The following is a 13,796-nucleotide window of genomic DNA, read 5'->3' as shown; positions in this document are numbered from 1 at the left end:
ACAAGCATGACAACCCCAACCCACATCCTCGCCGCGCTGCTCTGCGCGGGCCTGGCCCTGAGCGCCTGCGGCGGCTCCAGCGCCGTCGTCGCCACATCGGCGCCGCCTGCAGTGACCACGCCGCCGACCAGCGCCGGCGCACCGCGCGGCACCCTGATCGCCGACGTTTTCGGCGCCTACCCGCGCCTGATACGCCAGAGCCATCACCAGAACGCGGCGCTCAACGGCCGCCTGGTCGCGAGCATGTCGTCCACCGAGAACGGCCAGCCGGTCGGCGGCATCTACGCCAGCACCGACGACGGCAAGAGCTTCAGCCGCATCGGCGCCATCGCCGATCCCGAATTCAAGCAAGGCCAGTGCTGCGGCACGCTGTACGAGCTTCCGGTGAAGATAGGCGCGATGCCTGCCGGTACGCTGCTGTACGCCGCCTCCTGGGGCGCCGATCAGGACGGGCGCGCGATGGAAAACCGCATCTACCAGAGCGCAGACGGCGGCACGACCTGGAACTACCTGTCGCTGTGCGGCAAGGGCCGCATACCGAAGAACCACAAGGACCCTTCCGGCATCTGGGAACCGGAATTCGGCATCGCCAAATCCGGTGAGCTGGTGTGCTACTACTCTGACGAAACGCTGGCCGGCCATTCGCAGATACTGGCCGAAGTAACGAGCCGCGACGGCCTCGCCTGGACCGCGCCGCAAACCATCGTCGCCGGCGACGATCCCAACGCCCGTCCCGGCATGCCCATCGTGCGCCAGCTTCCATCCGGCGCCTACCTGATGACCTTCGAGAACTGCTACGGCGGCCCGCTCGACTGCACGCTGCGCGCCAAGCGCTCCGTCGACGGCTTGAACTGGGGCGCCGCCAACGACCCCGGCTTCCGCCTGGAGACCGCCAGCGGCCAGTTCTTCCGCCATGCGCCGACCTTCGCCTGGAGCCCGGTCGCGGGACAGCCGAACGGCATGCTGATCGCCATCGGCCAGATCCTGTTCGACAAGAACGGCGTGCCGGACGCCGGCAACGGCAAGGCCATGTTCACCAACACCACAGCCGACGGCAGCGGCCCATGGAAGCTGGTGCAGGCGCCGCTGGCGCTGCCCTCCCCGCCGACGGCCACCAACTGGTGCCAGAACTATTCCAGCCCGCTGCTGCCCTCCGTGGACGGCAAGACGCTGACCATGCTGCAAACCGACGGCGGCGCCGACAACAGCTGCCGCACCCGTTTCGGCAGCGCGCCGCTGGCTCCCTAACCGACACACCCACCCTGACTACGAAAGAATCAAGATGACTAACGCAATCGCCACGCCCGCCGTTCCACACGCACCAACGTGGAGCGCCCAGCGCGCGCATGCCTGGTACGCCGCACAGCCGCGCATCCTCGGCGCCAACTTCATTCCCGCCAGCGCCATCAACCAGCTGGAGATGTGGCAGGCCGAGACCTTCGACGCCGAGCGCATCGACCTCGAACTGGGCTGGGCTGCGGGGCTGGGCATGAACACCATGCGCGTGTTCCTGCACGACCTGCTGTGGGCGCAGGACGCCGAAGGTTTCAAGCAGCGCATCGACAGCTACCTGGCCATCGCCGCGCGCCATCACATCCGCACCATGCTGGTATTATTCGATTCGTGCTGGGACCCGCGTCCGGCACTGGGCACCCAGCGTGCGCCGATGCCCGGCATCCACAACTCTGGCTGGGTGCAGAGCCCCGGCGCGACGCAGCTGGCCGACCCGGCCAGCTACCCGGCACTGCGCGCCTACGTCGAGGATATCGTCACCAGTTTCGGCGGCGACGATCGCGTATGGTGCTGGGATCTGTGGAATGAACCGGACAACCAGGGCGGCGGCATGGGCTACTACCAGCAGTTCGAAGCGAAGGACAAGATCGCCCTGGTGGCGCAACTGCTGCCGCAGGTGTTCGGCTGGGCGCAGGCCTGCTCGCCAAGCCAGCCGCTGACCAGCGGCGTATGGCTGGGCGATAACTGGAATCCCGGTTCCGCCACGTTGAACGACGTGCAGAAGGCGCAACTGGCGCTGTCGGACATCGTCACCTTCCACGACTACAGCTGGCCGGAAAAATTCCTGGCCCGCGTGCAGCAGCTGCAAAGCTACGGCCGTCCGCTGGTGTGCACCGAGTACATGGCGCGCGGCATCGGCTCGACCTTCGACGCCGACCTGCCCATCGCCCGCGCCGAGAGCGTCGGCATGATCAACTGGGGCTTCGTCTGCGGCAAGAGCCAGACCAATATGCCATGGGACTCGTGGAAGAATCCCTACACCTTCGCGCAGCCGTCGGTCTGGTTCCACGACGTGCTGCACACGGACGGCAAGCCGTACCGCGAACACGAGTGCGAGCTGCTGCGCCAGCACGTCAAGGCGTCATGAAGATGGAACCTGAAGTGCTGGCAAAGGTGGGCGGCATCGAGTGGCGCGACGTCAGCAAGCGCTATGGCCAGAACACGGTCATTCCGAGCTTCACACTGAGCATCGCGGCCGGCGAGTTCATCGCCCTGCTCGGCCCTTCCGGCTGCGGCAAGTCGACGCTGCTGCGCATGCTGGCGGGACTGGAGCCGGTGTCCGGCGGCCGCATCGCCATCGGCGGACGCGACGTCACCGACCTGGCGCCGGGCCAGCGTGGCATCGCCATGGTATTCCAGCAGTACGCGCTGTATCCGCACATGACGGTGCGCGACAACATGGCCTTCGGGCTGCGCAACATCCGCATGGATGAAGCGGAGATAGCGCGCCGCGTGGCGGGCGCCGCGCAGATGTTGGAACTGGACGCGCTGCTGGAGCGCAAGCCGGGCCAGCTGTCCGGCGGCCAGCGCCAGCGCGTCGCCATCGGCCGCGCGGTGGTCAAGGAGCCGCAGGCCTTCCTGTTCGACGAACCCTTGTCCAACCTGGACGCGGCGCTGCGCACCCGCACCCGCCTCGAGCTGGCGCGCCTGCACAAGCGGCTCAACGCCACCATGCTGTTCGTCACCCACGACCAGGTCGAGGCGATGACCCTGGCCAACCGCATCGCGGTGATGAACCAGGGTCGCATCGAGCAGTTCGCGGCGCCGATGGAACTGTACGACCGTCCCGCCACGCGCTTCGTGGCCGGCTTCGTCGGCAGTCCGTCGATGAATTTCCTGCCGGTGCGGCGTGCGCCCGACCAGGACGGCCGCTGCGTGGTGGTGCTGGCCAACGGCGCCGAACTGCATACCGCCGTTCCCGCGTTCGACACCGGCGAAGCGCTGGAACTGGGCCTGCGGCCCGACGCATTGACGCCCGCCGACGACGGCCCGCTGCGCGGCGTGGTCGAAGTGATCGAGCGCCTCGGCGACCGCACCCTGCTGCATGTGATGCTGCCGGACGGCGTGCTGGTGGTGGCCGATGCGCCCCGCAACCGCGAGCCCGCCATTGGCGCCACCGTCGGCCTGCGCATGGACCTGCAACGCGCCCACCTGTTCGACGCGGCCGGCAAGGCCCATCATCCATCATGATGCGCGACCGCCTGCCCTTCCTCGCCAAGCCGCTGCACCGTTCCGGCGCCACCAGCTGGAGCGGACTGCTGTTCGTCGCGCCCTTCCTGCTGTGCTACCTGGCGCTGCTGGTGTGGCCGCTGCTGAGCGGCATCTGGCTCAGCCTGCACGCGATCGACCTGCTGTCCAACCTGGGCCGCCTGGTCGGCCTGCTGAACTTCATCGACCTGCTGCGCGACGAGATGTTCGTCCGTTCGCTGCTCAACACCCTGCTGTTCGCGGCCCTGTGCACGCCGGCCATGGTCGTCACCGGCCTGGCGCTGGCGCTCGCGCTGAACCGCCCCGGCCGCACCACGGCCATCCTGCGCGGCATCTTCTTCGGCGCCGGCGTGCTGTCGGTCACCATCGTCACGCTGATCTGGCGCCTGGTGTTGATGCCGGACCGCGGCATGCTGGCCAACCTGCTGCACGGCGCCGGCCTCGCCTCGGTGGCGCCGCTGCAGAACGAATGGCTGGCGTTGCCGGCGGTGGCGCTGGCCACGGTCTGGTGGGGCATCGGCATGCCGATGATGCTGTTCCTCGCGTCGCTGCAGCAGATTCCGCACGACGTCTACGAGGCGGCCGCGCTGGACAACACCAGCCGCTGGCGCAGCTTCCGCCACATCACGCTGCCGGCCATCCGCCACAGCGTGATCCTGGTGGCGGTGACGCAGATGATCGCGCAGATGCAGGTGTTCGGCCAGGTCCAGCTGCTGACCCAGGGTGGTCCCAACAACAGCACCCGTTCGCTGGTGATGTTCATCTTCGAAGCCATGTTCGAACAATGGCAGCTCGGTTATGCCGCCGCCGGCGCGCAGGCGTTGTTCCTGCTGATGCTGGCCGGGATGTCGCTGCAAGGCTGGCTGGAACGCCGCGAAAGAAAGGCCCTCGCATGAATCCGTCCCTGAATAAACCGTGGGGCAACCGCGTCATCCTCGGCGCCACCATCCTGGCCGCCATCGCCTGGGTGGCGCCGCTGATCTGGGTATTGGCGTTGTCGTTCAAGCCGAACGAGCTGCTGGCCCAGCGCACCGACATCCTGTTCGCGCCTCCCTACACGCTGAAGAACTACAGCGACATCCTCGGCACCTCGCTAGTGTTCCGCTGGATCGCCAATTCCTGCATCGTGGCGTTCGGCCAGACCATACTGGTGCTGGTACTGTCGTCGCTGGCCGGCTACGGCTTCGCCCGCACCGAGTTCCCCGGCAAGACCTGGATATACCGGCTGGTGCTGGCCGGGCTGGCCGTGCCGCAGACGGCAGTGGTGATCCCGCTGCACCGCATGTTCGCCGACCTGGGCCTGCACAACAGCCAAGCGGGCCTGATCCTGCCCGGGCTGGCGGCGCCGTTCGGCGTGTTCCTGATGACACAGTACTTCAAGGCCATCCCGCGCGATCTTGAGGAAGCGGCCCTGCTGGACAACGCCTCGCGCTGGACCGTGTTCACCCGCGTGATCCTGCCGCTGTCGCTGCCGGTGCAGGCCACGCTGGGCATCGTCACCTTCCTCAGCGCGTGGAACGACTATCTGTGGCCGTTGATCTCGGCGACCCAGTCGGCGCAGTACACGCTGACCCTGGGACTGGCCGCCACCCAGACCAACTTCGCGCAGTCCGAGGGCCTGGGCTTCCTGATGGCGCAGGCGGTGTTCGCCGCCGTGCCGGTGCTGCTGCTGTACGTCTTCTTCCAACAATACATCGTCGCCGCAGTTGCCGGCACCAAGGTACGTTAAGCATGAGACTCATCCCTTACACCGCGGCGCTGGCGCTGCTGCTGGCGGCCGCGCCGGCGATGGCCGCGCCGCCGACAGAAATCGCGTTCGCGCGCTTCTTCGGCTCCTGCGAGGCCGACTACGGCAAGTCCACCGACCCGGCCAGCGCCACCGGCGAATGCGGCATCATCACGGCGCTGGTCAACAAGTTCAACGCCACCAACCGCGAACAGGTCGTCGTGCGCACGCAGGTGGTGGAGCACGGTTCGTACTACAGCCAGCTGGGTGCGCGCATCGTCGGCCGCGACGTGCCGGCAGTCGCCATCCTGCACAGTTCCGCGCTCAACGACTTCGTCAAGCGCGGCCTGGTCGCGCCGCTGGACGACGAGTTCCGCGCGGCCGGCATCGATGTCGCCGACTTCACGCCGCAGGCGGAAACGGCGGTGACCGTGGACAGGCGCCACTACGCCCTGCCCTTCGACACCCATTCCTGGCTGTGGCACCTGAACCTGAACCTGATGCGCCGCGCCGGCCTGGTGACAAAGGACGGCAAGCCGGTGCTGCCGCACTCGCCGCAGCAGCTGCTGGACCAGGCGCGCCGCTTCAAGGCTGCCACCGGCAAGCCGTACTTCATCTGGATGACCGACAATGATCCGGCCTTCTTCCCGCGCACCATGCTGTCGCTGATACACCAGCAAGGCGGCACGCTGTTCCCGCAGGACGACTTCCACATCGACCTGCACAGTCCCGCCGTGCGCTCGGCGGTGCGGATGCTCAAGACCATGTACGAGGAAGGCCTGACCACGCGCGGCAACGACTACGGCGCGGCCCTGCAGAACTTCGCGGCGGGCGAAGGCGCGGTCATGATCAACGGCACCTGGATCATCGGCGACATGCTGCACCAGGCCGCGCGTCCCGGCAGCGCCACCGCCCACGGCTACACCGCCGTCCCGTTCCCGCAGCTGTACGGCACCAGCGCGGTGTGGGCGGACAACCACATCATGGTGCTGTTAAAAGGCGGCACCAGCGACGAGCGCAGCCGCCACGCGGCCGTCTCTTTCCTCAAGTTCCTGTACGACGAGGGGGGCGTGTGGGCGCGCACCGGCCAGTTGCCGACGCGCCGTTCGGTGATCGAATCGGCCACGTTCCGCCAGCTGCCGCTGCGCAGCGAAATCGCCACCATCGCGCGCGACGGCGTGGCGCTGCCGATCGAGGTCGCGCGCCAGGCCATCGTCGCCAAGACTATGGGCGACGCCATGACTTCGGCCATCGCCTACGGTGCGGACGTCGACCAGTCCATGTCCCGCGCCGAGACCAGCATCAACCGCATGCTGGAACGCGATTCGCAGTTCAAGGGCGGCGCGGTGGTACCGCCGACGGCGCAGCAGCACTGAGCGCCGCTAGTCTTTTTTACCCGTCACCTTATGCGCGCCGTCACGAAACGCATGCCCGACGTCCCGGGTAACCTTCCTTGCGCCATGTCCGACAGCGCGCGCGCCATCGCGAAAGCCGTGTCCAATCGCCGTGGTCGTCTTCTTGACCCCGTGGCCGACTTCCTTGGCAACCTTCTTGGTCTCGTCGACCGGGTGCACACCCTCGTCGGCAGCGGACGCCGATATGGCAAAGGACATCGCGATCGCCACTAAAACGGCCGCGAACACGTTCCGATGCAAAGCTTTTGAAGTCATATTCATTGCTGATCTCCCGGGTGATATTTACGTTCCAGATTCTTTTCCACATCCGCCTTGTAGAACAGAACATCCTTGAATTCACCACGCGCGTACATCGCGGCCTGGTCGTAGAAGTGCGGCGAGGCCGGATCTCCGCTCTCGCCGCCCGCCAGCACGCTGCGCGCCTTGATGCGCGGTCCGAACTCCACCGCCGCCACGAAGCTGTTGCCGCGCTCACCATAAATGCGCCTGGTGGTCTGCTTCGACGTCATGCCGTAGGCGGCCAGCGAACCCCAGTTGGCAGACGCGAACGGCACCGGCAAACTGGGCTTGCTGTCGTCGAACGGCTGCACGATGTCGCCGGTCAGGCGCTGGAAGCGGTTGATCTCGCCCCAAGGGGTCTGCCACTTGCCGAAATCCGCGGTCAGCTTGGCCGTCGCATGCTCCAGCGCCTGCAAACGCTGCTGGGGCGTGATCGCGGCCTGCAGGTAGTCTAACACCTGCACCTCTTTCGCCTTGGCCGCCGCCTGATTGGCCGTGTATAAATCCTGCACCCAGTAGACCGCCAGCGAAGTCGGTACCGACTCCAGCGAATAGCGCATGTCCCAGCCGCGCAGCGCGGCGATCTGCGGCGCCAGGCCGGCCTTGAGCGGGTCGCCGGCCGGCAGTTCATCGTAGGCGGCGAACAGCTGCGGCAGCAGCGGCTCGAAGGCCGGCAGCTGCGTGTCGTAGGCGCTGGCGATCAGGCTGGCGAGGGTGAAGTTCTTTTTGTTCTCCAGCACCCGCACCGCGTGGATGCCGCGCGCGTTCTCGCCGTACTTCGACATATAGGCCGGATAGTCCCTGGCCTTAGGGCTGTAGGCGCCGGCCGCCGTGTACGGCCAGTTGTTGGCGTTCTGGATCCAGCCGTTCTTTGGATTGAACAGCGTGATGGTCTCCTTGACCGTGTGCAGGCCCTGCCACTCGGAGGCCGGATCGCTGCCGTCGACCGGGTGCGTCCAGTCGAACTTCGGATCGCGCTTCGGAATGAAGTTGCCATGGAAGTAGGCGATATTGCCGTCGGCGTCCGCGTACACGGTGTTGTTGGACGAATTGGTGCGCAGCTCCATGGCCTTGTAGAAGGCCTGGTAGTTGCGCGCCTTGGTGCGGACGTAGGATTGCGTCAGCGCCTTCAGCGGCTCGTTCATCAGGCGCACGGCGACCCACTTGCCGTCGGCCGCGCGCACGATCGGGCCGTGGTGGCTGTAGTACACCTTGACCACCTTGCTGTCCATGCCGGCCGCGGTTTTATACGGCAGCGTGATGTCGACCGCCTTCAGCGGCCGCTGTTCCGCGCCGTACTGGTAGAAGAACTGGCCGTCCTTCTCGCTGATGGTTTCCAGGTATTCGTCGATGACGTCGCCGCCGCCCGAGGTGTGCATCCAGCCGATACGGTCGTTGAAGCCCTGGTAGACGAAGAACTGGCCCCAGGTCACGGCGCCGTAGGCGTTCAGGCCCTCGTCGCTGTGCACCTGCACTTCGGGACGGAAGTAGAACGAGGTGTGCGGATTAATCAGCAGCAGCGCATGGCCGTCCCTGGTCAGCGACGGCGCGATGGCGAAGCCGTTGGAGCCGCCCGGCTCCTGGTCCAGATTGAAGCTGCCGCGCGCCGCCGACATCAGCACCGGCGGCGGCAACGGCAGCTTGGCGCCGTTGCCGTACAACGCTTCCAGCTGCTTCAGGTCGACCGACTCGATGTCGCCGCCGATGCTGCCCTCGCTGAAGCTGAGCGCCATCCACGGCTCGAAATGCGTGATCAGTGCCGGCTTCACGTCCGGATGCGTGGCCAGGTAGTAGTTCAAGCCGTCGGCAAACGCCACCATCAGCTTCTTCAGCCAGGCCGGCGATTGCCGGTACTGCTCCTGCAGGTCGGCCGGATTGATGAACAGCTTCATGCGCAGGTCGCGATACAGCTCGGCCTCGCCTTCCACTTCGGCCAGCCGGCCCATGGCGTTGATGTAATTGAGTTCGACCCGCCTGAAGTCGTCCTCGGCCTGCGCGTACATCAGGCCGAACACGGCATCGGCGTCGGTCTTGCCGTAGACGTGAGGGATGCCCCATTTGTCGCGCAGGATGGTGGCGCGCTGCGCCGCGGCTTTCAGGCGCGCCAGCTCCGGCGCAGGAGCCTTGTCCACTGTGGGCGCTGCCGCCGCCACACCGGTTATCACACTACAGATCAGGGCTAACGGCAGACGCATGGACAGGCTCCGGTGGTTGATTTAGCTGGCGTCGACCAGCTCGGAAATACGCAGTTGCAGCGCGGTGATCTCAGCCCGCAGCGCCGCGTTCTTTTCCTTGAGCGAGGCGTTTTCCGCACGCAGCTCCTCGACCTCGGTCAGCGGACGGCCGTATTCGCCGCCCTCCTTCGCCTCCTTCGGCTCCTTGGCCGGACGCGAGGCGGCGCGCAGTTCGCGCACTTCCTTGGCGGCTTTCTGCAATTCCTTCTTGCCGCCGGCCACCGCCGCCACCTGGTCGGCTTCCGGCAGCGAGGCCACCGTCGCGGCAGCGTTGATCGAGATCGTGCCCGAGCGCACCGCCTCCACCAGTTCCGGCGTGGCCGTCTTCTGGATCTTTTCGATCTGGCTGATGGTGGCGCTGCTCAGGCGGGCGGCGCGGGCGATGTCCTCGCGCGAGGTCAGCGGCATGGCGGCCGGCCTGGCCTTGGCGGCATCGCCCTCCGGCGGCGCGATCGCAGCATCCTCGGCGGCGGCCTGCGCGGCCAGCTCGACCGCGCGGGCGGCGACGATTTCCTTCTTGCGCAGCGCCAGCACGCCGCGCTGGAAGTCCGAAATGCTGCGGCGGCCCAGGTTGTTATCGATCATCCACAGCTTGACGTCGTCGAGGCTGCGGAAACTGGTGTTCTCGATGGCCTTGAACGGCACACCGTGCTGCTGGCAGATCTGGTAGCGGTTGTGGCCGTCCACCAGCACGTCTTCCCACAACACCAGCGCGTCGCGGCAGCCTTCGACCAGGATGCTGCGCTCCAGGGCCTGGTACTCGGCCTCGGTCAGCGGCTCGATATAGCTGCGCAGCACTTCGTTAATTTTGATTTGCATAGTTCATCCTTGAATTTCCCGGCGGGCCGGCGCCTGTGCGCCCGGCCGAATCGCCGTCCAGCATGCTACACCATCCGCGCACGCCGCCAAAGCCCCCTCTGCAAGATGAGTACTAAGGCAATCTTAAGATTCATTCATTACTATGCATTCCAGTCAAACGAGCTTTCTCCGCCAATTGACCAAAGCCCCGCCAGGTTGCTGCCTGCGCGGGGCTTTTCCATGGGGATAGTTGCTTTTGTAAAAACCTTGGCGCATGATGAAACTTCTTCAATCAGGAACTAGCCATGGTCAATTACATCATCAGCGTTGCATTCAATGAAACCGACGGCGACGCCATCGCCCGGCTGAACACGGAACTGTCAAAATACAACATCGCCGGCGGCATCAAGGCCGATGACGGCAAGGGCTACTATCTGCCGCCCGGCAATTACTGCTACAGCGGCGCCGAGCCGATCAACGAAGTGCGCGACGCCATCCACCGCCTGGCCGAAACCGTCAAGCCGGGCGCCATGGTGCTGGTGACCGAAGTCACCACCGTGTCGTGGAGCGGCCTGAAGCTGGTTGAAGCCTGACAGACTGTAACGCCTCAGCCAGCGTAAGCCGCCTCGCGCGGCTTATTTGCCTTCTTATTTGCCTTTATAGATACCGGCTTCCAGAATGACATCGCCGTGCTTGACGAAGTAGGTCGATTTCTTTTCGATGTCGCCGTTGGCCGGATTGTTGTAGCGGTAATCCACCCAGCCCTTGCCTTTGGCCTGGGCCTGATCAATGATTTCCTTGCGGAACAGCTTTCCATCCGCATCAGGCAGCACCACCATGTTCTTGCCGACCAGCTTGGGGTTGGTGGGATGGGCCAGCTGCGTGCCATCCAGCGCCCGCACGGTCAGGTAGGTGGTGTCGTTGATGAACTCTGGATTCTTGCTGTTGACTTCCTTGATCAGCGCATCCTTTCCATTCTTCTGCAGGTAGGCGGCGCCCTTGTCCACCATGGCAATGGCGGCGGCGGAGTTGTCGGCGGCAAGCGCCGGTACGGCGGACAGTACGGTGGTGGCGAGCAGCACCGACAGGATCGTATTTTTCATGGTGTCTCCGAAAGTGTGAGCGCCGCTGCATTGGCGGCACGTCCACTATATCAGTTCGTTGCCGGCGGGCGCTGACAACCGGCTACGTGATTTCCGCAATAGCCGGACAGCTTGCGCCGGCCGCAGCGACAATTTCATACCCCGCCTTGGTTCTTTTCGCAATTGCGCGCCTCTGCAGTGCTCCGCACAATGTTTGTACACTCCGTGCGTCCCAAGCCAGCACGGCACAACAATATGGAGACGGCTGCAATGGAAAACTGTTCCGGACGCTTTTACGCGTCGATGCCCGCACCACCTGACGCGCGCCATGCCATGACGCCGCCCCGCCCCGCCCCAGCCTTTATTACCTGAGCCGACAACCGATTGCCTCCGGTGGCGCCACCGCCGCCGGAGCCCAGGATTCCGCCCTCACGGACGGAATGAACGCGCACATCCGTTCACTTCGCAACGGCATGCGCAGACACAGCTGTACCCACCAATAATAACGAGGAGATTATTTATGATGAAACAACTTTCCAATCCGATCGCGGAAGGTGCGCGGCTACGCCGCGTCGTCGCCGTGTCCACGCTGGCGCTGGCCTGGGCCTCCGCCCTGCCGGCACAAGCGGCCAGCTATACCTGGGGCAATGTGAAGGTCGTGGCCGGCGGCTACGTCGACGGCATCGTCGCCCATCCAGCCCAGCAGGGCCTGTTCTATGCCCGCACCGACATCGGCGGCGCCTACCGCTACAACAACGCCACCAGCACCTGGGTGCCGCTCAACGACTGGACCACCCCGTCCAACTGGCACGAGATGGGCATCGAGTCCATCGCCGTCGATCCCCGCAATGCGAACATGCTCTACATGGTGGCCGGCATGTACACCCAGAACTGGGACGGCAACGCCGCCGTGCTGGTGTCGTCCAACCAGGGTGCCAGCTTCAATTCGTATCCGCTCAGCTTCCGCACCGGCGGCAACGATGACGGCCGCAACGCCGGCGAAAAACTGCAGGTCGATCCCAACCTCGGCTCCGTGCTGATGTACGGCACCTTCAACGATTCGGCCCAGGGCGCCACCAACGGCATCTGGAAAAGCGTCAACAGCGGCCAGACCTGGACCCGGCTGAGCGGCTTCACGGCGCTGAGCAACGACGGCAGCGGCTCCGGCGTGGCCTTCGTCACCTACTACCAGCCGTCGGCCGGCAGCGGCAGCGCGACCCCGACCGTGTTCGCCGGCGTCTCCACCGCCGGCGCCGCCTCGGCCGGCACCACGCTGTACAAGAGCACGGACGGCGGCAGCCACTGGTCGGCCGTCACGGGCGGCCCCAGCGGCCAATATCCGAACCACGGCCAGGTCGGCCCGGACGGCAATCTCTACATCACCTACGGCAATGCCATCGGCCCCAACGGCATGACCACCGGGCAGGTGTGGAAGTACAGCGTCGGCGGCAATACCTGGCAAAACATCACGCCGTCCAACCCGAACAATTACTCCTTCGGCTACGGCGGCCTGGCGATCGATCCGAAGAAATCGGGCGCGCTGGTGGTCATGACGATGGACCGCTGGTGGCCGGGCGACACCATGTTCCGCAGCACCAACGGCGGCTCCAGCTGGACCGACGTCGGCCCCGCGTCCACCCGCGATCCGAGCCTGTCGCCATGGGTCAAGTTCGGCGCCGCCACGGCCGGCTTCGGCAACTGGGGCCAGGTCGCGATCGATCCGTTCAACTCGGCGCATGCGATGTACGGCACCGGCCAGACCGTGTGGACCACCAATAACCTGACGGCGGCCGACAGCGGCCAGGCCACCAACTGGACCATCGGCGCCAACGGCATCGAGGAAACCGCGACGCTGGCGCTGATCTCGCCCACCTCCGGGGTGCCGTTGATCAGCGGCCTGGGCGACATCTGCGGCTTCGTGCACACCAGCCTGACGGTGTCGCCGGCTGCCGGCATGGTGAGCAATCCGATCTGCGGCAACGGCACCGGACTGGACTATGCCAAGTCGCTGACCTCCAAGATCGTCCGGGTCGGCACCGGCGGCTCCGGTGTGTACGGCGCCGTCTCCACCAACGGCGGCACCAGCTGGACGCCATTCGCCAACCAGGCCGGTTCCAGCCAGGGCGACGGCACGGTGGCCATCTCGGCCGACGGCGGCACCATCGTCTGGGGACCTAAGGACGTGGCCCCGGCCTACTCGACCAACAACGGCGCCAGCTGGACCTCGACCGGGCTGCCGGTCAGCACCTCGTGGCAAATCCTGTCGGACGGCCTGAACGGCAACCTGTTCTATGCCTACAATGCGGCCACCGGCATCTTCTACGCCAGCGCCAACAAGGGCGTGAACTGGTACACGGCCGCCTCCGGCCTGGCGACCGGCGGCAAGGCGACGACCGTGGCCGGTAACCAGGGCGACGTCTGGCTGGCCACTTCCTCCGGCCTGTTCCGCAGCACCAGTTCCGGCTCGAGCTGGAGCCAGGTGTATTCGGGCGTGGTGACGGCGGCCAATTCGGTCGGCTTTGGCAAGGCGGCCAGCGGCGCGTCCTACCCGGCCATCTACCTGGCCGGGACGGTCAGCGGCGTGTCGGGCTTGTTCCGCTCCACCGACACCGGCAGCACCTGGGTGCGCATCAATGACAACGCGCACCAGTGGGGTGGCTACAGCCTGGTAGTCGGCGATCCGAAGACCTTCGGCACCGTGTACGTGGCGCCTAACAGCGGCCGCGGCATCATCTACGGCACATCAACGAACTAGGAAAGA

The 13,796-nt window shown here is 65.8% G+C and carries 12 protein-coding genes; 8 read left to right on the top strand and 4 right to left on the bottom strand.

Annotated features, from left to right (window positions below):
- Positions 1 to 6: 6 nt before the first annotated feature.
- Genes ACCD07_RS03435 through ACCD07_RS03410 form a run of 6 tightly spaced genes read left to right on the top strand, consistent with a single transcriptional unit; the run spans position 7 to position 6,603 of the window.
- Positions 7 to 1,248: a sialidase family protein gene (locus tag ACCD07_RS03435; protein WP_413446511.1), complete on the top strand. Its 1,242-nt coding sequence runs from the start codon at positions 7 to 9 to the stop codon at positions 1,246 to 1,248.
- A 34-nt stretch (positions 1,249 to 1,282) separates the two neighbouring features.
- Positions 1,283 to 2,380 carry a hypothetical protein gene (locus ACCD07_RS03430; RefSeq protein WP_413446510.1) on the top strand — a complete coding sequence of 366 codons (1,098 nt, stop codon included), beginning with the start codon at positions 1,283 to 1,285 and terminating at the stop codon, positions 2,378 to 2,380.
- On the top strand, positions 2,377 to 3,483 hold the full coding sequence (locus tag ACCD07_RS03425; RefSeq protein WP_413446509.1) for an ABC transporter ATP-binding protein: 1,107 nt from the start codon (positions 2,377 to 2,379) through the stop codon (positions 3,481 to 3,483). The genes ACCD07_RS03430 and ACCD07_RS03425 overlap by 4 nt, the downstream gene beginning before the upstream one ends.
- Positions 3,480 to 4,397: a carbohydrate ABC transporter permease gene (locus tag ACCD07_RS03420; RefSeq protein ID WP_413446508.1), complete on the top strand. Its 918-nt coding sequence runs from the start codon at positions 3,480 to 3,482 to the stop codon at positions 4,395 to 4,397. The genes ACCD07_RS03425 and ACCD07_RS03420 overlap by 4 nt, the downstream gene beginning before the upstream one ends.
- Positions 4,394 to 5,230 carry a carbohydrate ABC transporter permease gene (locus tag ACCD07_RS03415; protein WP_413446507.1) on the top strand — a complete coding sequence of 279 codons (837 nt, stop codon included), beginning with the start codon at positions 4,394 to 4,396 and terminating at the stop codon, positions 5,228 to 5,230. The genes ACCD07_RS03420 and ACCD07_RS03415 overlap by 4 nt, the downstream gene beginning before the upstream one ends.
- Positions 5,231 to 5,232: 2 nt before the next feature.
- The gene (locus ACCD07_RS03410) at positions 5,233 to 6,603 is read left to right on the top strand and encodes an extracellular solute-binding protein (RefSeq protein ID WP_413446506.1); all 1,371 of its coding nucleotides are present in this window, start codon (positions 5,233 to 5,235) and stop codon (positions 6,601 to 6,603) included.
- Positions 6,604 to 6,609: 6 nt separating this feature from the next.
- Here the strand turns inward: ACCD07_RS03410 and ACCD07_RS03405 are convergent, their stop codons facing one another.
- From ACCD07_RS03405 to ACCD07_RS03395, 3 genes are read right to left on the bottom strand one after another with little or no spacing between them, the layout of a single operon-like run.
- On the bottom strand, positions 6,610 to 6,903 hold the full coding sequence (locus ACCD07_RS03405) for a hypothetical protein (RefSeq protein WP_413446505.1): 294 nt from the start codon (positions 6,901 to 6,903) through the stop codon (positions 6,610 to 6,612).
- Positions 6,900 to 9,116, bottom strand: coding sequence for an acylase (locus tag ACCD07_RS03400; RefSeq protein ID WP_413446504.1), 2,217 nt, complete (start codon positions 9,114 to 9,116; stop codon positions 6,900 to 6,902). Before ACCD07_RS03400 ends, ACCD07_RS03405 begins: the two co-directional genes overlap by 4 nt.
- Before the next feature lie 21 nt (positions 9,117 to 9,137).
- Positions 9,138 to 9,974, bottom strand: coding sequence for a hypothetical protein (locus ACCD07_RS03395; RefSeq protein WP_176650315.1), 837 nt, complete (start codon positions 9,972 to 9,974; stop codon positions 9,138 to 9,140).
- A gap of 284 nt (positions 9,975 to 10,258) precedes the next feature.
- Between ACCD07_RS03395 and ACCD07_RS03390 the strand changes: the two genes are divergently transcribed.
- Positions 10,259 to 10,546 (top strand): hypothetical protein, encoded by a 288-nt coding sequence (locus ACCD07_RS03390; protein WP_353397839.1) that lies wholly within the window; start codon positions 10,259 to 10,261, stop codon positions 10,544 to 10,546.
- A 54-nt stretch (positions 10,547 to 10,600) separates the two neighbouring features.
- Here the strand turns inward: ACCD07_RS03390 and ACCD07_RS03385 are convergent, their stop codons facing one another.
- Positions 10,601 to 11,056 carry a cache domain-containing protein gene (locus tag ACCD07_RS03385; RefSeq protein WP_413446503.1) on the bottom strand — a complete coding sequence of 152 codons (456 nt, stop codon included), beginning with the start codon at positions 11,054 to 11,056 and terminating at the stop codon, positions 10,601 to 10,603.
- 499 nt (positions 11,057 to 11,555) lie between these two features.
- On the opposite strand from ACCD07_RS03385, the gene ACCD07_RS03380 reads away from it, so the two are divergent.
- Entirely contained in the window at positions 11,556 to 13,790 is a 2,235-nt protein-coding gene (locus tag ACCD07_RS03380; protein WP_413446502.1) for a WD40/YVTN/BNR-like repeat-containing protein, read from the top strand.
- The last annotated feature ends 6 nt before the right edge of the window (positions 13,791 to 13,796 follow it).

This window comes from Duganella sp. Dugasp56, assembly GCF_047304105.1.
Classification (GTDB): Bacteria; Pseudomonadota; Gammaproteobacteria; order Burkholderiales; family Burkholderiaceae_D; genus Rugamonas; species Rugamonas hordei.
The sequence above is the reverse complement of the archived record's forward strand: the minus strand, read 5'-3'. Positions and strand labels throughout refer to the sequence as shown.